At 43.6% G+C, this 20,044-nt stretch carries 15 protein-coding genes; 10 read left to right on the plus strand and 5 right to left on the minus strand.

Annotated elements, in window-relative coordinates:
* The first annotated feature begins 85 nt into the window (after nucleotides 1-85).
* The 9 genes from arsS (at nucleotide 86) to ACT3ID_RS17435 (ending at nucleotide 11,076) form a co-directional block, all read left to right on the plus strand.
* Nucleotides 86-1,135, plus strand: a complete 1,050-nt coding sequence (gene arsS / locus ACT3ID_RS17395; RefSeq protein ID WP_491543414.1) for an arsenosugar biosynthesis radical SAM (seleno)protein ArsS — start codon at nucleotides 86-88, stop codon at nucleotides 1,133-1,135.
* Between the two features lie 93 nt (nucleotides 1,136-1,228).
* On the plus strand, nucleotides 1,229-1,807 hold the full coding sequence (locus ACT3ID_RS17400; RefSeq protein ID WP_491543415.1) for a TIGR04282 family arsenosugar biosynthesis glycosyltransferase: 579 nt from the start codon (nucleotides 1,229-1,231) through the stop codon (nucleotides 1,805-1,807).
* Between the two features lie 220 nt (nucleotides 1,808-2,027).
* The gene (locus ACT3ID_RS17405; RefSeq protein ID WP_491543336.1) at nucleotides 2,028-2,714 is read left to right on the plus strand and encodes a TIGR04283 family arsenosugar biosynthesis glycosyltransferase; all 687 of its coding nucleotides are present in this window, start codon (nucleotides 2,028-2,030) and stop codon (nucleotides 2,712-2,714) included.
* A 196-nt stretch (nucleotides 2,715-2,910) separates the two neighbouring features.
* Entirely contained in the window at nucleotides 2,911-6,243 is a 3,333-nt protein-coding gene (locus tag ACT3ID_RS17410; protein ID WP_491543337.1) for a TonB-dependent receptor, read from the plus strand.
* 90 nt (nucleotides 6,244-6,333) lie between these two features.
* The gene (locus tag ACT3ID_RS17415) at nucleotides 6,334-7,584 is read left to right on the plus strand and encodes an alkaline phosphatase family protein (protein WP_491543338.1); all 1,251 of its coding nucleotides are present in this window, start codon (nucleotides 6,334-6,336) and stop codon (nucleotides 7,582-7,584) included.
* Between the two features lie 168 nt (nucleotides 7,585-7,752).
* Nucleotides 7,753-8,091, plus strand: coding sequence for a ferredoxin FdxA (gene fdxA / locus ACT3ID_RS17420; RefSeq protein WP_491543339.1), 339 nt, complete (start codon nucleotides 7,753-7,755; stop codon nucleotides 8,089-8,091).
* Between the two features lie 74 nt (nucleotides 8,092-8,165).
* Complete coding sequence (folP, locus tag ACT3ID_RS17425; RefSeq protein WP_491543340.1) at nucleotides 8,166-9,023, plus strand: dihydropteroate synthase; 858 nt, start codon at nucleotides 8,166-8,168, stop codon at nucleotides 9,021-9,023.
* 287 nt (nucleotides 9,024-9,310) lie between these two features.
* The gene (gene cdaA / locus ACT3ID_RS17430; protein WP_491543341.1) at nucleotides 9,311-10,129 is read left to right on the plus strand and encodes a diadenylate cyclase CdaA; all 819 of its coding nucleotides are present in this window, start codon (nucleotides 9,311-9,313) and stop codon (nucleotides 10,127-10,129) included.
* A gap of 74 nt (nucleotides 10,130-10,203) precedes the next feature.
* Nucleotides 10,204-11,076: a DUF4097 family beta strand repeat-containing protein gene (locus ACT3ID_RS17435; protein WP_491543342.1), complete on the plus strand. Its 873-nt coding sequence runs from the start codon at nucleotides 10,204-10,206 to the stop codon at nucleotides 11,074-11,076.
* A gap of 327 nt (nucleotides 11,077-11,403) precedes the next feature.
* Here ACT3ID_RS17435 and meaB read toward each other — a convergent pair whose 3' ends face one another.
* The 4 genes from meaB to ACT3ID_RS17455 form a co-directional block, all read right to left on the minus strand.
* Nucleotides 11,404-12,498 (minus strand): methylmalonyl Co-A mutase-associated GTPase MeaB, encoded by a 1,095-nt coding sequence (meaB, locus tag ACT3ID_RS17440; protein WP_491543343.1) that lies wholly within the window; start codon nucleotides 12,496-12,498, stop codon nucleotides 11,404-11,406.
* Between the two features lie 127 nt (nucleotides 12,499-12,625).
* Nucleotides 12,626-13,078 (minus strand): endonuclease domain-containing protein, encoded by a 453-nt coding sequence (locus ACT3ID_RS17445; protein WP_491543344.1) that lies wholly within the window; start codon nucleotides 13,076-13,078, stop codon nucleotides 12,626-12,628.
* 57 nt (nucleotides 13,079-13,135) lie between these two features.
* Nucleotides 13,136-15,265, minus strand: a complete 2,130-nt coding sequence (gene scpA / locus ACT3ID_RS17450) for a methylmalonyl-CoA mutase (protein WP_491543345.1) — start codon at nucleotides 15,263-15,265, stop codon at nucleotides 13,136-13,138.
* Between the two features lie 172 nt (nucleotides 15,266-15,437).
* Nucleotides 15,438-17,468, minus strand: coding sequence for a methylmalonyl-CoA mutase family protein (locus ACT3ID_RS17455; RefSeq protein ID WP_491543346.1), 2,031 nt, complete (start codon nucleotides 17,466-17,468; stop codon nucleotides 15,438-15,440).
* A 208-nt stretch (nucleotides 17,469-17,676) separates the two neighbouring features.
* Here ACT3ID_RS17455 and ACT3ID_RS17460 point away from each other — a divergent pair, with 208 nt between their 5' ends.
* On the plus strand, nucleotides 17,677-18,840 hold the full coding sequence (locus ACT3ID_RS17460; protein ID WP_491543347.1) for an acyl-CoA dehydrogenase: 1,164 nt from the start codon (nucleotides 17,677-17,679) through the stop codon (nucleotides 18,838-18,840).
* A gap of 426 nt (nucleotides 18,841-19,266) precedes the next feature.
* On the opposite strand, the gene ACT3ID_RS17465 is transcribed toward ACT3ID_RS17460, so the two are convergent.
* Nucleotides 19,267-20,043, minus strand: coding sequence for a formylglycine-generating enzyme family protein (locus tag ACT3ID_RS17465; protein ID WP_491543348.1), 777 nt, complete (start codon nucleotides 20,041-20,043; stop codon nucleotides 19,267-19,269).
* Nucleotide 20,044 lies beyond the last annotated feature (1 nt).

Consider the following 20,044-nt stretch of genomic DNA (forward strand, 5'->3'; position numbering starts at 1 on the left):
AACCGATAACCGATAACCGATAACCGATAACCGATAACCGATAACCGATAACCGATAACCGATAACCGATAACCGATTTTCCATGATTAAATCGCTAAAGACACAGAGTCATCGGCTTTCTGATCCGGCATATCAGCTCGAGGTTTTGAATAATTCTTCAGAGTCGCTTCGGAATCAGCCTAAATTCCGTGAAAAACTGGAGGAAATCGACCTTTTCCCTTTAAAACCTACGGGCATCGATATATTTCAGATGAATGTGGGTTATATGTGTAATATGACGTGTAAACATTGTCATGTTGATGCGGGTCCGGATCGTGATGAGGTTATGGAAAAAGAAACTTTTAAACATTGCCTGAAAGCTTTGGAAAATTCTGATATATCTACAGTAGATTTGACTGGTGGCGCCCCCGAAATGAATCCCCACTTCCGGTGGTTTGTGGAGGAGGTCTCAAAATTTGGCAAGCATATCATCGTGAGGTCTAACCTCACGATTTTAACAACGGCCCCCAAATACCAGGCACTCCCAGAATTTTTTGCCGAACATGGTGTGGAAGTTACCTGTTCTCTTCCTTTTTATAATAAATCGCGTACCGATCGGCAGCGTGGAGAAGGAACTTATGACAAATCGATTGAAGCACTAAAAAGATTAAATGATATTGGTTATGGAAAAGAGGACTCAGGTCTGGAATTGAACTTGGTTTATAATCCTGTCGGTGCCTTTTTGCCCGGCGACCAAGAGGCAATAGAGCAAGATTTCAAGCGTCAACTGGACCGCAAGCACGGGATTACATTCAATAATTTATTTACGATTACAAACTTGCCGATCAGCCGTTTTCTCAACTTTTTATTGAAATCCGGGAATTTGGATGAATATATGGACAGGCTGATTACGGCTTTTAATCCTGCAGCAGCAAAGGGCGTTATGTGTCGGGATACTATTTCGGTGGGATGGGACGGAACGCTCTACGACTGTGATTTTAATCAGATGCTGGAGATGCCCGTGGAGGATAAAGCACCGCAGCATATCAGCGAGTGGAATGAGCTGAAATTGAATAACCGGCAGATAAAAATCAATCAGCATTGTTTTGGTTGTACCGCAGGTGCCGGAAGTAGCTGTGGCGGAGCAACTACGTAACCCTGGGTATAGGGGTAATGTCTTTATTCTTCTAGCACACACCTCTAACAACACTCCCGAAAAATGGCAGAAACCGCACGAAATAATTTACTAATGATCTTCATCAAAAATCCTCGAAAAGGTCATGTGAAAACCAGATTAGCCGAGGCTGTTGGTAAAATAAAAGCTCTGGATATTTATCAGCGGCTATTGAAAATTACTAAATCGATAACAGATCAGCTTAAGGTCGACCGACAGGTATGGTATTCCGATTTTATTGATAATGACGACCTGTGGTCGAACGGTGAATATGAAAAGTGTCTGCAATCGGGAGAACACCTGGGAGAACGGATGAAGGATGCTTTTAACCAGGCGTTTACCAAAGGCTATGAGAAGGTTGTAATTATTGGCAGTGATTGTGCGTCTCTGACAAAAGCAATAATTGAAAATGGATTTAAGAACTTGAAAGATAACGATATTGTTATCGGTCCCTCGCTAGACGGCGGATATTACCTGTTAGGCATGTCAGCATTTTATCCCCAAATTTTTGAGAAAATCCCATGGAGTACGCCTGATGTGTTAGATCATACTCTCGAACGAGTTAATGATCTGGAGCTTTCTTATAAATTATTACCCGAACGCAATGATATTGACACTATAGAGGATCTGCAGAATTCCAATACAGAATTTTAAATTACCTATGCAGATAACTCTGCGCCCTCTGCGGTTTTAAAACCATTTATATTGAGGCATGTTTGTTCAGTTGTGAAATTAATATGCCCGAAATCACCAAGGGAATACGTTAAATTAACCACAGAGTTACACAGAGGATTCGCAGAGACCATTGATAATTAAGCTTGTAATATCTGTGAATCCTCCGCGCTCTCTGCGGTTAAAAGATAAGAATGCTACCATGAAATTAAGTGTAATAATTCCTGCATATAATGAAGAGGATTTCATAGTAGAGACTATAAAGGAAATCACAAAAAGAGCGGGAGACTTTGTTTCGGAAATTATTATTATTGACGGTGGAAGCAGTGATGAAACAGTTGAACAGGCAAAATTAACTGGAGCGACGGTTATCTCATCCCCGAGGAAAGGACGAGCTGCACAAATGAATTACGGCGCGGAGCAGGCTAAGGGGGATTGCCTGTACTTTTTGCATGCCGATAGTATTCCTCCTCTTAATTTTGATCAGAAAATTTTCCAAGCGGTATCAAAGGGATTTAAAGCGGGTTGTTTTCAGCTGGATTTTGATGAAGATCACTACCTGCTTGATTTTTACAGCTGGTGCACTAACTTTGATATTGATGCTTTTCGTTTTGGAGATCAAAGTTTGTTTATAGAACGTGACACATTTATCCAGCTAGGTGGCTATCAGGAAGATCATCTGGTAATGGAGGACAACGAAATGGTCAGGCGCATAAAAGGTGATTATGACTTTATCATCCTGGACGATTCGGTAGTAACCTCAGCTCGGTCTTACATGAAGGTAGGAGTTGTTAAACTACAGCTTGTATTTGCGATAATATTTTTGCTCTATTTCTTTGGCGTTAACCAAGAGATATTGGCGGATATCAGGCAAAGAATACTTGTATAAAATTAAGGCATTAGTTCTAACTCTTAACAGATTCTTTATACGAAAATTGCCGATAATTTTATAGATTTGGGCGTCTTAAAGATTGGCTATAATTATCTGCTAGTATATAGTTAGTTTTACTTTTAAGTAGTTGATCCATTTCACATATCAAACATACATTTGACATCACAATCTAAATCAAACATATCTATCGATTATGAAACGTTACGGAGTAGTTTTATTTATTTTCTTGCTACTACCACTAATTGGATTCAGTCAGGGTGTTACGACTGCTTCCATGAAGGGGACAGTAGTAGATGAAAATGGCGAAGCTTTGGTCGGGGCTAATGTGTTAGTTACACATATGCCCTCTGGTACAGAATACGGGGCTGCTACTAATGCTGAGGGAGCGTTCAACATACGCAACATGAGGTCTGGTGGCCCTTACAGGATTAGAGTGACCTTTGTTGGTTATGATACCTATGTAAGTGAAGGAACTCAACTCGAGTTGGGGGAAACAGAAACTGTGGAAATACAGATGCAAGAAGGTTCAGCCGAACTCGGGGAAGTTACAGTTGTTGCTGCCGGTGAAGTTTTTGATCGAAGTAAAACTGGTGTAGGTAAAAATGTTTCTACACGAGATATTGAAGAATCTCCGACAGTTGGAAGATCACTGGCAGATTTTACTCGCTTGAATCCACAAGCTTTCGTTGTAAACAGCGACGATGATGGTGCAGCTATTTCTATAGCCGGTCAAAATAATAGATTCAATTCCATATTTATCGATGGGGCTGTAAACAATGATGTGTTTGGTCTTTCTGCTCAAGGCACGAATGGCGGACAGACTGGTGCTTCGCCTATTAGCATGGATGCAATTGAACAGTTTCAGATAAATAGTTCTCCCTTTGATGTAAGTCAGGGAGGATTTACTGGAGGTGCTATCAATGCTGTTACCAAGAGTGGAACAAATGAATTGGAAGGGTCTGTCTATTGGTTTAACCGAAATGAAAATTTAGCTGGTGAAACGCCTATAGCACTTGCAAATTTTAATAATAGTGACCGTGAACCACTCCCAGAATTTAAAAATAACCGTTTTGGTTTAAACCTGGGCGGACCAATTGTGGAAGATAAGCTTTTCTTCTTTGCTAACTTGGAGTTACTGCGTTCTGAGTCGCCACAGCCATTTTTAGGTGTAGGTACTTCAGGAGCTTACCAAGGAGACGCATCTATTAGCGACCTTGAAGAAATTTATTCAACGCTCCAGAATGAGTTTAACTATGATGCTGGAACTTTTCGTGATAAAAATTCTACGTTAGATAGTGATAAAGCTCTGTTTAAGCTCAACTGGAATATTAGCAATAATCACAAGTTAATGTTCCGGCACAGTTATACCGGATCGGATAATATTGACAGATTCCAAAGTGGAGTTGGTACGATAAACTATAGCAATAACAGTGAGGTGTTTCCCAATACCACACATTCATCTGCTCTGGAGTTGACTAGTTCATTTGGGCAAAACATGAGTAACAAGTTAATTGTTGGTTATACAGATGTACTTGATGATCGTGATTTTGCAGGAGAGGCATTTCCAACAGTAACCATATTTGATGGGAATGGTGAGATTAGATTAGGTAATGAGCCATTTTCAACTTCTAATCTTCTGGATCAGCAGATATTAACTATTACCAATGACTTCAACATTTTTGCGGGAGATCATACGATAACCATTGGTACTCACAACGAGTTCTATGATATGGCCAACCAGTTTATTCCATTTAACAATGGTTGGTACCAGTATAATAGTGTGGACGATTTCTTACAGTCAGTTCGTGCTGTTAATGATCCGTCAATTGATCCTGCCACTCCTGCACTTTATCTGCGAGGGGTTTCACTTGTCGGCGGACAGAACGTAATTGGGGATGAAGCAGAAAATACCGGTGCTTTTAAAGCGTATCAGCTTGGACTTTATGTCCAGGATGAGTGGCAGGTGAATGATCAGTTCCGTTTGACAGGTGGCCTTCGTTTTGATATGCCTAATATTACTACGGAGCCCCGACATGCTGATGATGTGTTTAGTACCACTATTCCGGATCTGCAGTCAGCTGGAAAAAATCTGGAAGGTGCTCGTCCGGGTGAAACACCTGCGCCGCAACTCTATATTTCTCCAAGATTCGGTTTTAACTGGAATATTGATAATGAAGGCGAAACACAAGTTCGCGGCGGTGCTGGTGTATTTCTCGGCCGAGTACCATTTGTATGGCCAGGTGGTATGTTCCTGAATAATGGGGCGAATACTGGTGTCATTGTAGGTGGTCCGTGGTTAGGTCAGGAAATACCATTCCGTCCCAATCCAGAAAACGGTTTAACGCTTGAAGATTTCGGCCGCTCTCCAGATGAAGTTATACCAAGTGGTCGTCTGGAAATGTTTGCAGAGGATTTTAAATATCCTACGGTTTTCCGAACAAGTTTAGGAGTTGATCATCGCCTTCCATATGACATCGTTGGTACATTTGAAGTCCAGTATACTAACACCATGAATAACATTCTGATTGAGAATGTGAATCTAAAGTCGCAGAATGAGACATTGGATGGACCGGATAATCGTCCTATTTATGCTTATTCGGGTTCCGATAGATTTATTGACTCGCGTTATGATAATATTCATGTGGTAAAGAATACCAGTGAAGGCCATACATATGATTTCACTGCTCAGCTTCGTAAAAACTTCAACCAAAACTTCCGGGCAAATGTGTCCTGGACATACGGTGACTCATATGTAGTAAATGAGGGAACATCTTCACAGATTAATTCACTCTGGCAGTATCAAGAGCATGTGAACGGAGCTAATAATTTGGATCTTTCTCGCTCTGATTTCGCGATGGGGCATCGTATAACTGCCAGCCTTACCTATCGCAAAGAGTTCCTGAATAATTTGGCCACTACATTTTCACTGTTTTACGAAGGAACCTCTGGCCGTCCAATTTCATATGTAATTGATGGTAGTGAATTTATGGTTAATGAAAATGGAGACGATGCTTCTCTCATTTATGTGCCGGAAGATGCCTCTGAACTGGCGTGGACAGGTACTGCTGCTGAACAGCAAGCTCAAGCAGAGGCTTTTGATCAGTTTATAGAAAGCAGTGACTACTTGAGTAGTCGCCGCGGAGAATACGCTGAGCGAAATGCTTCTCGAACTCCTTTCGAATCTATCATTGATTTAAAGATTAAGCAGGAGTTGTTTGCTGATCTCATGAATCGCAGACAAAGTCTTGAGTTCACACTCGATATATTCAATTTCACCTCTTTACTGGGTGATCTGTTTGATACCAGCTGGGGTACTCGTTACAACGTTGGAAATGGCGTTTATGAGCCTATCGAGTTTGAAGAATTCCAAGATGCAGATAACGGAGATTATACACCAGTGTATAATCTGAACTATGATCCCAGTCAGATTCAATCTGTTGAGGATATGTTTCAGCAGAACGTTCATGATTTCGGAACATACAGTTCTCGTTGGTTAATGCAGTTTGGTGTCCGTTACACATTCTAACGAATAGCCTATTTTGATTATATTCAGAGGGCAGTCTCAGTTGGGGCTGCCCTTTTTTATTGCACTAAAATTAAGCGTATGAAAACATCTATGAGATTCAGAATAACGTTTATCTTCTTACTGGCACTTTTTGTAGGCGTAAGCGCATGCGACCAAAGCCAGCAGCAAACAAATCCCCAGAAAACACTTTTGATCTCCTTTGACGGATTTGGTCACGATTACCTGGAAAAAACAGATACTCCCAATTTTGATTCGCTTGTTGCCGGTGGTGTGCAGGCTGAGGGACTTATTCCAGTTTTTCCCAGCAAAACGTTTCCTAATCATTATTCTATTGCAACCGGATTATATCCCGAAAATACTGGTTTTGTAGGAAATACAATGTATGATCCGGAATGGGATGAGTGGTATAGAATTAGCGATCGGGAGGCGGTCGAAGAAGGAAAGTGGTACGGCGGGGAACCGATCTGGAATACATTAGAAAAGCAGGGTATACGCACCGGCACAATGTTTTGGGTAGGTTCGGAGGCCGATATCCAGGACATGCATCCCACGCACTGGAAAATATATAATGAAAGCATGCCCGGCCAGGCACGCATTGATACGGTTATAAAATGGATGAATGCTCCCGGAGATCAGGACGTTGATTTTGCCACGCTCTATTTTAGTGATGTGGATACGAAGGGGCATCAGTACGGTACCGAATCTGATTCTGTGAAACAGGCTATCGAACGCGCAGATCAACTACTGGGTTATCTGAAAAATCAGATGCTAGAAAATAATCTATGGGAAAATACGAATATTATTATCGTATCCGATCATGGTATGGTTGATCAGTCAGCAGATAAGGTAATTCGCCTGGATAATATCATTGATCTGGATGATACCGAGCGCATCATCTGGGGACCGATGACGATGATTCAGCCAAAAGAAGATCGAACGCAGGAAGTGTATCAGGCACTTAAATCCCGGGAAAAAAAATACAAGGTATACCGGAAAGAAAACATGCCGGAGCGATATCATCTGAATCACCGGCGCGTTGCTGATATTGTAATGGTAGCCGATCTGGGATATACTATTTTGGAAGAAGAATACGAGCAGGAATTTATCGAATCACTACCTCGGGCTACCCACGGCTACGACAACAATGAAAAAGCGATGCAAGCAGTATTTATTGCGCATGGACCGGCATTTAAGCAGGGAGAAAGGGTGGAACCTTTTCAGAATATCCATATTTATGAGCTGATTAATCACCTTATGGGAACAGAACCAGCTCCAAATGATGGTTCGCTGGATAGTGTTAAAGCACTGTTGAATGCCGAACCGAATAGTAAGAAACAATGAATTTAGAGGGATCTCGGTTCTTTATTCGACATTCCTTGTTCGGAATTCTTCGGTTCTCTGTACATACGTTTTCTAAATTAAATTTATTACTGTAAAACGTTGCATCTATCCCTTTAAGGCGGGATATTTAGTCCAACTTTGAACCATCAATAGATCACTAATTTTGTAATGGCCTACGTAGTAACAGAACCCTGTATCAACTGTAAATACACTAACTGTGCAGCGGTATGTCCGGTTGATGCTTTCCGGGAAGGCCCCAACTTTCTTACCATCGATCCGCTGGATTGCATTGATTGTGATGCGTGTGTGGCAGAATGTCCCGTTGAAGCAATTTATCCCGATGATGAAGTGCCTATGGAGTGGGAACACTACATTGAACTCAATGAACGATTAGCTGAAGAGTGGGCCGATCATATTATCAATCAAACCAAAGAAGACTTGCCCGATGCCGATAAATGGGCTGAAGTAGAAGACAAGTTCGAACATCTGCAGGAAAGTTGGGATTAAGTTATAGTGATTAGGTGATTATGTAATTGAGAAAATTACCTAATCACCCTCACCTGATCACATCTAGAGGTTAAATGAATAAGAACTCCTCAAAGAAATATCCACTTGCCGTCCGAGACAAACACCTCGATTTATCGTCTCCCCAAATAATGGGGATCTTAAATGCCACTCCTGATTCCTTTTCTGACGGAGGCAATTTTAACGAACTTGAATCTGCTCTAAACAGGATTGAAGTAATGGTCGGGGAAGGGGCCTCGATCATCGATGTAGGAGGCGAATCTACGCGTCCCGGCTCAGATCCGGTGACTGAACAAGAAGAGCTTGACCGGGTTTTGCCCATTCTTGAAAGAGCAATTCCGCAATTTCCGGATACGCTATTTTCTATTGACACCACTAAATACCGTGTTGCCGAAGAAGCGCTACAATTGGGTGCACATTTTGTGAACGACGTCAGCGGTATGCAAAAAGAGCCGCGACTGGTGGATTTATGTATCCAGTACAATGCCGGATATATTTTGATGCACTCTCAGGGGAATCCCAAAACAATGCAGCAGGATCCCACCTATGATGATGTAGTGCAGGATATCTGCCAGTTTTTTGAAAAGAAGTTGCAACAAGTTAGCGAAAAAGAGCTGGATCAGGTGATTATCGATCCCGGCATCGGATTTGGAAAAACGCTGGATCACAACTTAAAGCTTTTGGCAAATCTTGATGAATTTAAAAAGCTGGGTTGTCCAGTAATGGTAGGAGCCTCTCGTAAGTCGATGATTGGCCAGATTTTGGGTGACCGTCCTGTTGATGATCGAGTGACAGGTACCGTAGCCGTTCATTATCATGCGATGATGCAAGGTGCCAATATTATTCGTGTTCACGATGTAAAAGAGGCCAGCGATTCGTTGAAAATTTTTAATGCGATAGCAGAAGCAGAATAAAGGAAACCACAGATTGTGCAGAGGATCTACAGAGGGTATAAAACATCTCTGTGTAACTCTGCGATTTCCTCGGGTTTTTCTGCGGTTAGTAAAGTTTTTATGAATCTTTTTTGAACAGTCCAATTTTAACCTCATTCTCAGTTCTCGCTTGGGAATGTATAATCTCCCTCTGGCAGGAACTTCTTTTTCTTTGCAGATGTATCAATAAATAGATACTTGGGAATAAATATTTCTTCAAATTATAATTATATTCCCTGAAAGAAGATCTAGTTAAACGAGGTACCCCATTGATTCCCATTGGCTTCCTTGAATTTGGTGTGAAGGACTTTCTGGAAGTTCTTCTAATAACCATGGTACTGTTCTGGCTGTACCGATGGATACGGGGGACCTTTGCCATACAGGCAGCAGTTGGGCTGGTTTTCATCATCATAATAAATGCTGCCGTAAGTGCGCTTGGCCTAACGACGATCAATTTTATTTTGCGCGGCATATTGGATGTGGGAGTGCTAGCCGTATTTATCATCTTTCAACCCGAAATTCGCAAGCTGCTTTACAGCTTAGGACAAAATACCAATCTCGATCGCTTTTTTGTTCGCTCTAATTCTGATACTATCATCGATGAGGTAATAGATGCCGTACGTAATATGTCTCACTCCAAAACGGGAGCTCTAATTGTTTTTGCCCGCTCATCTTCGTTGCAGGATCTGGTGGATGTCGGTGTCAATCTTGACGCTAAGGTAAACAGCGAATTGATTCAGACTATCTTCAACAGAAATACTCCTCTGCATGATGGTGCAGTAGTCATTCGCAATGATCGGATCGTGGCCGCAAGTTGCTATCTGCCGATTTCTCAAAATCCCAATATTTCATCCGTATTCGGAACGCGTCACCGTGCTGCTGTGGGAATCACCGAAACGAATAACGTATTTGTGGTGGTGGTTTCAGAGGAGACAGGACGAATTTCTGTCGCCCGTAATGGATCGCTTACAAGCGGACTTACTATTCAGAAGCTACGCAGCGAGATGCAACAGGTACTTGGCACACGCGAGATAGAAGATGAAGAAGTCGGATTCACCTCTGCCCAGTCCGAGCTCAATATCAACTGATTACCCTTACCCCTAACAAAATCAGCTTTGTTTCGTAAGGTGGGTTTGAATGATAATTAAATAAAGGGATGATTATGAAACGGAGCAAGCTGGCATTTTTAACAATTGTACTTTTGGTTATAGGGATGGAGGTAAATGCCCAGGATAAGGAATATAATCTGGATGAAACCTATTCTTTAGATAATGATGGGACCATCCATCTGCAGAGTAATGATGCTGAAGTCAGCATTCGCGGAACCGATCGCTCGGATGTACATTTAGTGGTATATCACAGAATAGATGTTGATGGTTTAGAGATTAAATCCGAAGATGAATTTGAAATGATTGTTGAAGATAGAAACGGGGATCTCCACATCCGTGAAAATAATCGCGAAAATGGTCGATTTGTTTTAGGGTCTGTCCAAAAAGAGTATCGCATAACAATTGAAGCACCGCGATCTGCTTCCTTGAATATTAACGGAGATGATGACGATTACGAAATTTCAGGTTTCGACGGAGCCCTCAAGCTTGATGCGGATGATGCGGAAATTGATCTCCGAGAATTGAATGGTGATAATTTTGAATTTGATATAGATGACGGCAGAATAAATATGGACCAGGGAAAGGGACAAATGAAGCTGGAGATGGATGACGGCGAAATATTTGTCCGAAGAGCTGACTTTACTGAAGTTGATGCCAGAGCAGATGATGGGACTATTGATATAACAACCTCGCTTTCCGGCGACGGATTCTATCGATTTGATATGGATGACGGAGATGTGAGGTTGAATCTGTCCGGCGGGGGCGGAGAGTTTGATATCCGTCACGATGATGCCTCGGTACGCGTTGATCCGGATTTCGAAGAGATTCGTTCGGAAGAGGAATATTCTGTTTTTAGGTTAACTGGTGGAGAGTCTAAAGTCGATATCTATACTGATGATGGAAATATAGAGCTGCGAATAATTTAACTCGTGGTGATGAGGTTATCCTCGTCGAACGTCTGGGTTTGACGTCCGATGAGTTTAGGTAATAGTAAACATCCCTTTTTTCGACGGACTTGGGTGGCTCCCCTCGGGGGAGAAGTTCGTGCCTCCTTGAGGAGGGTGCCTATCCGCTGGTTGATGAATCGGCGGGAGTTGTCAAAGTGGAGTAGGTTATGTTCTTCCGCCTGAAGATGAATCATCAGGCTAAGAATTTATAACCCGAAGCCCACTTCAAGTGGGCTTTTTTAAAATATTCCTAGTCCACGATTCATCCGTGGGAAAATGATTACAGAAAGACACTCCGCGTCTAATTTACAGAGAATCGAAATACAACTCCAGCAACTCTTGCGCCGCCTTGAACGAGCTTATCTCTCCGTTTAACACTTTTTGCTCAATCTTTTTTAGCTGATTTTGAACAGTTTTATTGTCATAGAAATGTTCCTGTAACCTGTCAGAGATCGTGTCATACATCCAGTGTTTGGACTGCCGATTTCGATTATCCTGAAAATAGCCATTGGATTTCGTTTGTTCGACGTAATCCTGGATGAGATCCCAGATTTCAGGAATGCCTTGTTCCGTGATAGCTGAACAGGTTGTTACTTTTGGACTCCAGCCCGACTTCGTCTCGGGATAAAGATGCAGCGCATTTTTATACTCTCGTACTGCTTGCTGTACTGTCTTTTCAGGTGTCTCATCAATTTTATTGATAGCAATAGCATCGGCCATCTCTATAATGCCCCGCTTGATTCCCTGCAGTTCATCGCCCGCCCCGGCAAGCATGAGCAGCAGAAAGAAATCTACCATTGAGTGAACGGCCGTCTCGGATTGTCCCACGCCAACCGTTTCGATAAAGATAGTATCGTATCCGGCGGCTTCGCAGAGATAGATTGTCTCACGTGTTTTCCGTGCCACACCGCCCAGTGAACCGCCCGTTGGAGATGGACGAATGAAAGCTTGGTCGTTGTTTGCCAGTGTTTCCATGCGCGTTTTGTCACCAAGAATGCTGCCCTTGGTGCGCGTGCTGCTGGGATCGATTGCCAGCACTGCCAGATTTTTCCCTTGATCGATAATATGATTGCCCAGTGATTCAATGAAGGTGCTTTTGCCGACGCCGGGCACGCCGGTTATGCCAATTCGAACAGAGTTACCTGTCTCAGGAAGGCATTCTTCGATAATCTCCTGTGCCAGCTCCCGATGCTCGGATTTTGTACTCTCGATCAGCGTGATGGCCTGACTCAAAATAGTACGATCACCCGATGTAATTCCTTGCACATAATCATCCAGGGAAAGCGAAGGGGATACATTTTTAAAACGATTACGTATTTCAGGATTTATTGAGCTGTTTTGATCTACACCTTCGCTTACTGAGAGGGAAGAGTCGTTATTTGAATTCGATTTGTTAGTCATAAGCTACTTTGGATACCCCCATCCCTTCGGCATAACGATTATGCCTAAGTACTTCCCTCTAGGGAAGATGACATCCCTCCTTGAGGAGGGTGGGCAAATCCGCCATCGGCGGATTGGGTCGGGAGGGTTATTCATTTGTTGATTTATATTTAATCCAATTTTCTATTTGTTGAACTACAGAATCAATATCCTGTTTTATTTCTTTATTATCGAATCTGAGAAAATGAACGCCATAAGTTTCTATTTGTTTCTGTCGATTTAAGTCATTCACGCTTACCTCTGGATGATTATGTAACCCACCATCAACTTCTATAGCCAATTTTAATTCGTGGCAGTAAAAATCAACAATGTATTCAAGTATTGGCACTTGCCGATGAAATTGATAACCCAAGCTTTTTCTACGGACTTTTTGCCAAAGTAAAACTTCAGCATGAGTCATATTTTTGCGCAGGCTACGTGCCAGTTCTTTTAGATCTGGATTATATGGTATAATTTTATTATCGGACATTTCAATAATAAAAATGGATGCAAACACCCCTCCCGCTTCGCGGTTCTCCCCTCGAGGGGAGATGAAGTTCATCCCTCCTTGAGGAGGATGCCTGAATTCTGTGATTCTCGGAATTCGGGCTAGAGGGAGTTATTCATTATTACTATCAATTAAGATCTCCAGAATCTGCTGAGCGGCCAGTGGGATTACAGTACCGGGACCAAAAATCCCGACTACTCCCTTGTCATACAAAAACTCATAATCCTGCTCGGGAATTACGCCGCCGACAATCACCATAATATCCTTACGGCCTAACTCCTCGAGCTTATTAAGAACTTGCGGGACCAGCGTTTTGTGTCCGCCGGCCAGGCTCGATACGCCCAATATGTGCACATCGTTTTCTACCGCTTGCCGCGCCGCTTCCTCAGGCGTTTGAAACAGCGGACCGATATCCACATCGAAGCCGAGATCGGCAAAGCTGGTTGAAATCACTTTTGCACCACGATCATGACCGTCTTGTCCCATTTTGGCAACCATGATACGAGGACGTCGTCCCGCAACATCCGCAAATTTATCGGTTAGTTGCTGAGCTTTTTCAAAATTTTCATCTTTGTCTATTTCTGAGGAATACACACCTGATACTGATCTAACGGTTGCTTTATATCGTCCGAACTCTTTTTCCATCGCATCGGATATTTCTCCAAGTGTCGCACGCTCTCGGGCAGCTTCAACAGCTGCTTCCAGAAGATTACCGTCACCGGTCTCCGCGACCTTTGTAATGGCATTGAGCGCTGATTGAACCTCTTCTTCATTACGCTCGGAGCGTAACTTTTCCAGTCGCTCAACCTGTGTTTTTCGGACTTCTTCATTATCAACTTCAAGAATGTCAATCGGCTCTTCTTTGTCAAGCTGATATTTGTTGACGCCGACAATAGTTTCTTTATTCGAATCGATGCGCGCCTGCTTCTTGGCGGCCGCTTCTTCGATGCGCATTTTGGGAACACCCGTTTCGATGGCTTTAGCCATACCCCCGAGATCTTCTACCTCTTCGATGAGCTCCCAGGCGCGACGGGCAATACGATCAGTCAGATATTCCACATAATAGGACCCGGCCCATGGATCTACCGCTTTGGTAATACCGGTTTCTTCTTGCAGATAGATTTGTGTATTCCGCGCAATACGGGCAGAAAAGTCAGAGGGCAGGGCAATAGCTTCATCCAGTGCATTGGTGTGCAGCGACTGGGTATGCCCCAATGCCGCGGCCATTGCTTCGGAGGTAGTTCGCGCCACATTATTATAGGGATCCTGCTTGGTGAGGCTCCATCCAGAAGTTTGGCTGTGCGTCCGCAGCGACATCGATTTAGGATTTTCGGGATCAAATTGTTTGACCAACTTGGCCCAGAGCATTCGGGCGGCCCGCATCTTGGCAATCTCCATAAAATGGTTCATCCCGATAGCCCAGAAGAACGAAATGCGTGGTGCAAAATCATCAATATCGAGTCCGGCATCGATACCGTTACGCAGGTATTCGAGTCCATCGGCCAAGGTATATGCCAGCTCAATATCACAGGTTGCGCCCGCCTCCTGCATGTGGTATCCGGAAACGGAGATAGAGTTGAACTTGGGCATATACTCCGAAGTATATTCAAAGATATCTCCGACGATTCGCATCGATGGTTTCGGCGGATAGATGTAGGTGTTGCGCACCATAAACTCTTTGAGAATATCGTTTTGGATCGTCCCCGCCAGCTTTTCTTTGGATACTCCCTGTTCCTCGGCCGTGACAATATAAAAGGCCATAATCGGGATGACAGCTCCGTTCATGGTCATCGATACCGACATCTGATCCAGCGGAATCTGATCAAAAAGCACTTTCATATCCAAGATGGAATCGATAGCAACGCCCGCTTTGCCAACATCACCGGATACGCGCGGATGATCGGAGTCGTAGCCGCGGTGCGTGGCCAGATCAAATGCTACCGACAGCCCTTTTTGCCCCTGCGCCAAAGCTTTACGATAAAATTCGTTGGATTCCTCCGCCGTAGAAAATCCTGCATATTGACGAATGGTCCACGGGCGATAGGTATACATTGTGGAATAGGGACCGCGCAGATAGGGTGGAATACCGGCCGCATAATCGAGATGCTCCAGCTCATCAATATCCGATTTAGTAAAATCCGGCTTCACAGAAATCTCTTCAGCTGTATCCCAGGCTTCGCCATTTTGAGAATCTGAAGAAAGTGCAGAGTTAAATGCTATGTCGGAAAAATCTGGTCTCATAATAATAGCTTTTGTGTCATCCTGAACTTGTTTCAGGATCTGTTATTCGTAATTATTTTTTTGCAACAGATGCCGAAAGAGATCCCAAATCAAGTTCAGGACTAAAGGTTCGGCATGACATGTTGGTTGTGATTTACCACAGGTTAAACTGCAAAAACCTGCTTAATCCGTTTCATCCGCGTTCTATTATTCCAAGTTTCTGTTGAAAACTTTTTAGAATTTTGAGCACGTTGCAATCGCTGTAAATAAATTCATCAATGCCAGCCTCCGTATAGGTTTTAATATGTTCTTTGGGATATCCTGTCAGCACAAGAATTGGCTGCTGTTCAAGTTCAGAAATCGCATTTCCGATTTTGGCAACCAGTTCCTGGTACTCTTCATCCGAGCTGCAAATGACAGCAATATCGGGCTTTTCTTTGTGAACAGCTTCCATGGCAGCATCCACATCCTCAAAACCAACAGGATCTTCAATATCATACCCAACGCATCCGAAGAAATTAGTTGAAAATGTGGCCCGGCCTTTTCGCCACTTTTTATTGCCCAGCGGAAGATTTAGTACTTTCGGAGTCGACTCATGATTTTCGGTCGCCAGTCGCAATTCCTCAAATGCTTGTGCACCGCGATAAGGAGCAATTGTCCTGATGTAGTGTTTGCCGAAGTCAAACAGATAGGGAGTTACCAGATCACCGATTGATGCACCGTCAGCAAACGCCCGGGCTAGTTCTTGTACATATTGCTCGGGATTTATATCGAATTCTTGCTCCTCTGATTCTCCCAGAGAAATCGTTTTGTATCCGGATTCAATTTTCTCTGCCATCCTATCTTCCGGATTTGTGTATTTGTTGGTGCCAACCAGCGTACGTTGTCGTGTTGCGATAGCCTGATCCCGCTTTTGCTGAGACTCTTCAATCGCTGACTGGACGGTACCGTTTTTAGTAGCTTCCAAGAGCCCGCCCTCGGTTTCAATATCCTGAAACAATTGCCAAGCTTGTTGGCCGATATCTTCAGTTAACTGCTCAATGTAGTACGACCCGGCTCCTGGATCTTCGACTTTATCCAAAAAAGCTTCTTCGCTGAAAATAAGTTGCTGGTTGCGGGCAATACGCTGTGAAAAATTATCCGGCTGACGAAAATGCTGATCAAACGGAAGTACAGTTATGGAGTCGCAACCCGCAATTGCTGCGGACATCCCTTCAGTTGATGTGCGCAACATGTTCGTATAAGGGTCATAAATCGTTTTGTTCCACTGGGAGGTCTCCCCGTGAATGTAGACATTGTTATTTTGGGGATCTCCGCCGTAAGCTTCTATGATATTTTTCCACAGCAGTCGTGCGGCCCGAAATTTTGCAATTTCAAGAAAATAATTTGATCCCACTCCAAAAGTGAAATGCAACAGATTACTTGCTTCATCAATATTCAAATCGGTGTCTGCTAAAATTGATAGATATTCCGAAGCACCTGACATGGCAAAAGCAAGTTCCTGTACGATCGTTGCACCGGAATTATGGAAAGTCCGGGCGTCAATCCCCAGCGGACGAATGCCCGGCAGTTTATGTAATGCAAACTCTGATAGCTGTACAACATCATTTTTTATCTGTGTATCTCCTTTTGGCAATTGACCGTTGAGCGGCACGTAGGTGTATGGATCAAACATAAAAGTAGCCGCCACCTGTTCTTCTTTGATATTTTGGTTTTTAACCTCATTCCAGAGCATAGCTATCATTGCCGGGGAAGCAAGACCTGAATCAAAATGGAGCGGTGTATCCTCAAGAGAAATATCTTTAAGTAGATTTGAGAAGTCATCCTGTTTCAAGATGGGTAATCCTTGAAGATCGCCGCCCAGCATACCTTCGGTACGTCGAACTTTGAGATGAAACTGAAGAGCATCAGCTCCGTGATCAAGTGCATTGCGCGCAGTTTTGTTGGCTGTAGATATTTGGGTCTCAAAAATAGGTTCTCGAATTTCCCACGCGTTTGCCTCCTCATTTTGGTAGGCTTTGGGGATTGGATTTCTTCGGTCAAGCTCCGAAAGATCCTCTCTGCGATAAAAAGGGAGAGGGGCTATGCCTTCACCGGTATTCCATCGAAGTTTTTCTTTGTAGTCAGCGCCATTTAAATCTCGTTCAATAACTTTTTCCCATTCTTTTTTTGAAATGGGAGGGAATTCGTGGAAAAGAGACTGTCGGTTTTCGGGATTACTCATAATGATGTTATCGGTTGATAGCTATATCATTAGCCAAAATAATGAGCTTCTCGTTACTTTACTAACACATTGACTGGCATGCTCGTTTTAATAAATCAGGCAATAGAACAATTCTAACCACCGAGGGGTTTTAAGGCCGAATATTTGATGAGGAATTCCTATATTTAGAGTGAAAAATTTCAATCCATACAGATAAAAAAACTATTCCATGGAACAAGTAGATCAGGTAATGCCCGCACTGACAAAGCTAACAGAAGATGAGAAAATGTTGAGGGATGCGGCCCGCGATTTTGCCGAAACAGTCATAAGTCCCAAAGTGCGCGAGATGGATGAGGCGGCAAAGCTGGATCCGGATTTGGTGCAACAGTTTTTTGATATGGGATTGATGGGGGTTGAAATCCCGGAGAGATATTCGGGTGGCGGTGGATCGTTCTTTATGTCAATAGTGGCGATTGAGCAGATATCACGCGTGGATGCATCAGCCGGAGTGTTTATGGATGTACAAAATACGCTCGTTAACAATGCTTTTCTGAACTTTGCCAGTGAAGACCTGAAGGAGCGGTATTTGCCGCAGTTAGCGACTGAAAAAGTCGGTGCCTATTGTTTGTCGGAGGCCGGTTCGGGCAGTGATGCCTTTTCCATGAAGACAACAGCTAAGGAAGATGGCGATGATTTTGTATTGAATGGATCAAAACTGTGGATTACCAATGCAAATGAGGCAGATATTTTTATCGTTTTTGCCAATGCCAACCCCGATGCGGGATATAAAGGAATAACAGCTTTTATCGTTGAGCGGGATTTTGAAGGGTTTTCAGTTTCCAAGAAAGAGGATAAGCTGGGTATCCGGGCCAGCTCAACCTGCGAAGTTCTGCTTGAGGATTGCAGAGTGCCCAAAGAGAACGTGTTGGGTGAAGTTGGCAAAGGCTATAAAGTAGCCATGGAGACGCTCAATGAGGGTAGAATTGGAATCGGTGCGCAGATGGTTGGCGTTGCCCAGGGAGCACTTGATGCTGCTCTGGATTATACGCAGGAGCGCGAACAGTTTGGTCAGCCGGTTTCGGATTTCCAGGGGGTCCGCTTTCAGCTGGCAAAGATGGCTACGGATATTGAAACGGCGCGCTTGCTGGTATATAATGCGGCTCGCATGAAAGAAAATGGCGACACCTTCCAAAAAGAGGCAGCGATGGCCAAGTACCACGCTTCAGAAGTAGCTGAAAATGTGAGCTCGCAGGCTGTTGATCTGTTTGGCGGCTACGGATATGTGAAGGAGTATCCTGTTGAAAAGTACTATCGTGATGCGAAGATCGGTAAGATTTATGAGGGGACGTCAAATATGCAGCTGAATACCATTGCCAAGCTGCTGTTGAAATGATGCGGAATAGACACTAAATCTTGTTCCGATGCTCCGCGTCGGAACAATAAACTCGTTCCGTACCTCTGGTGCGAAATGTTAAAATATTACTTGGCAAAACAGGGATTGTAAATCCCGACCTTGGTCACGCACCAGAGGAACGCGACCAGGTTGGAAAGTTATCTCGTTTCTGCTATTCTGTTGCGGAATGAAGTGGCATCAATCATTTGCAGGATGTATAAGATTACCAGAATGATCAGTTTTGTTGGATATATATAGCTTTGCACCTTGTAAGTGAAGAGGCAGACTTTACTCTCCCTATTTTATCTTGCCCGGCTTTTGCTTGTACCCACGGATGAATCCGTGGGCTAAGAATATCCTAAAAGCTCACTTTAAGTGAGCTTCCGTTTTTTCTTAGTATGATGATTGATCTTTGGGATACGTCTCCTATTCTTTTAGCGGATCCACACACCGAAATCCTACATCATATTCTTTAGCATCTTGAAGCATTCCGGCCCGCCAGTATGTTGAGGCAATAGGTCGCCCCTCTTTAAAGCTGCCGCCTCTGAGAATGCGCAGTGATCTTTTTTCCAGATCATCCCATTCGGGATCTTTATCCTCGCTGGGATAAAACTGGTAATATCTTCCTATCCACTCATGTACGTTACCGCTCATATCATAAAGTCCGATCTCATTGGGCTTTTTGGTGCCTACGGGAAAAGACCTGTGCATGCTGTTGTTGGTAGTACGTGCGTATTGATTCAGGCTATCGATATCATTTGTGCCGGCAAAGCGTCTTTTTTTACCGCCGCTTCGTGCAGCATATTCCCATTCCTGCTCGGTAGGCAGACGCCATCCATGAAATTCGCAAAAGGCTTTGGCATCATCCCAACTAACATTTACCACGGCACGCTGACCTCTGCCCAGTGAGTCGGCCGGGGGCAAGAGGTGATCGGTGCGCCGGGCAAAAGCATCGTATTCTTCATAGGTGACTTCGTATTTGCCAATCCTGAAATCCGCCAGCGTGACAGTATGAGCCGGGGTTGCATCGGGATTGTCATCACCGTAAATATCGCCCATAATAAAAGTGCCGCCTTCGATGTAAACCATTTCGGGTTTGGGCATCTCTTGGGATGATCCTTTAAAAAGGTTGCAGCCGGCCAGCGTTGCCAAAGCGGTTATAAAAAGAAATAAAATGCTTTTATCGCGATAAAATCTACTCATA

The organism is Fodinibius sp. GM108, from assembly GCF_058386985.1.

Bases quoted from the DNA above. Each gene is read 5' to 3' on its own strand.
- ACT3ID_RS17405 (WP_491543336.1), top strand. From the start codon at position 2,028: ATGAAATTAAGTGTAATAATTCCTGCATATAATGAAGAGGATTTCATA.
- ACT3ID_RS17400 (WP_491543415.1), top strand. From the start codon at position 1,229: ATGATCTTCATCAAAAATCCTCGAAAAGGTCATGTGAAAACCAGATTA.
- fdxA (WP_491543339.1), top strand. From the start codon at position 7,753: ATGGCCTACGTAGTAACAGAACCCTGTATCAACTGTAAATACACTAAC.
- ACT3ID_RS17445 (WP_491543344.1), bottom strand. From the start codon at position 13,078: ATGAACTTCATCTCCCCTCGAGGGGAGAACCGCGAAGCGGGAGGGGTG.
- ACT3ID_RS17465 (WP_491543348.1), bottom strand. From the start codon at position 20,043: ATGAGTAGATTTTATCGCGATAAAAGCATTTTATTTCTTTTTATAACC.
- meaB (WP_491543343.1), bottom strand. From the start codon at position 12,498: ATGACTAACAAATCGAATTCAAATAACGACTCTTCCCTCTCAGTAAGC.
- ACT3ID_RS17415 (WP_491543338.1), top strand. From the start codon at position 6,334: ATGAGATTCAGAATAACGTTTATCTTCTTACTGGCACTTTTTGTAGGC.
- ACT3ID_RS17410 (WP_491543337.1), top strand. From the start codon at position 2,911: ATGAAACGTTACGGAGTAGTTTTATTTATTTTCTTGCTACTACCACTA.
- scpA (WP_491543345.1), bottom strand. From the start codon at position 15,265: ATGAGACCAGATTTTTCCGACATAGCATTTAACTCTGCACTTTCTTCA.
- ACT3ID_RS17435 (WP_491543342.1), top strand. From the start codon at position 10,204: ATGAAACGGAGCAAGCTGGCATTTTTAACAATTGTACTTTTGGTTATA.
- ACT3ID_RS17455 (WP_491543346.1), bottom strand. From the start codon at position 17,468: ATGAGTAATCCCGAAAACCGACAGTCTCTTTTCCACGAATTCCCTCCC.
- folP (WP_491543340.1), top strand. From the start codon at position 8,166: ATGAATAAGAACTCCTCAAAGAAATATCCACTTGCCGTCCGAGACAAA.
- ACT3ID_RS17460 (WP_491543347.1), top strand. From the start codon at position 17,677: ATGGAACAAGTAGATCAGGTAATGCCCGCACTGACAAAGCTAACAGAA.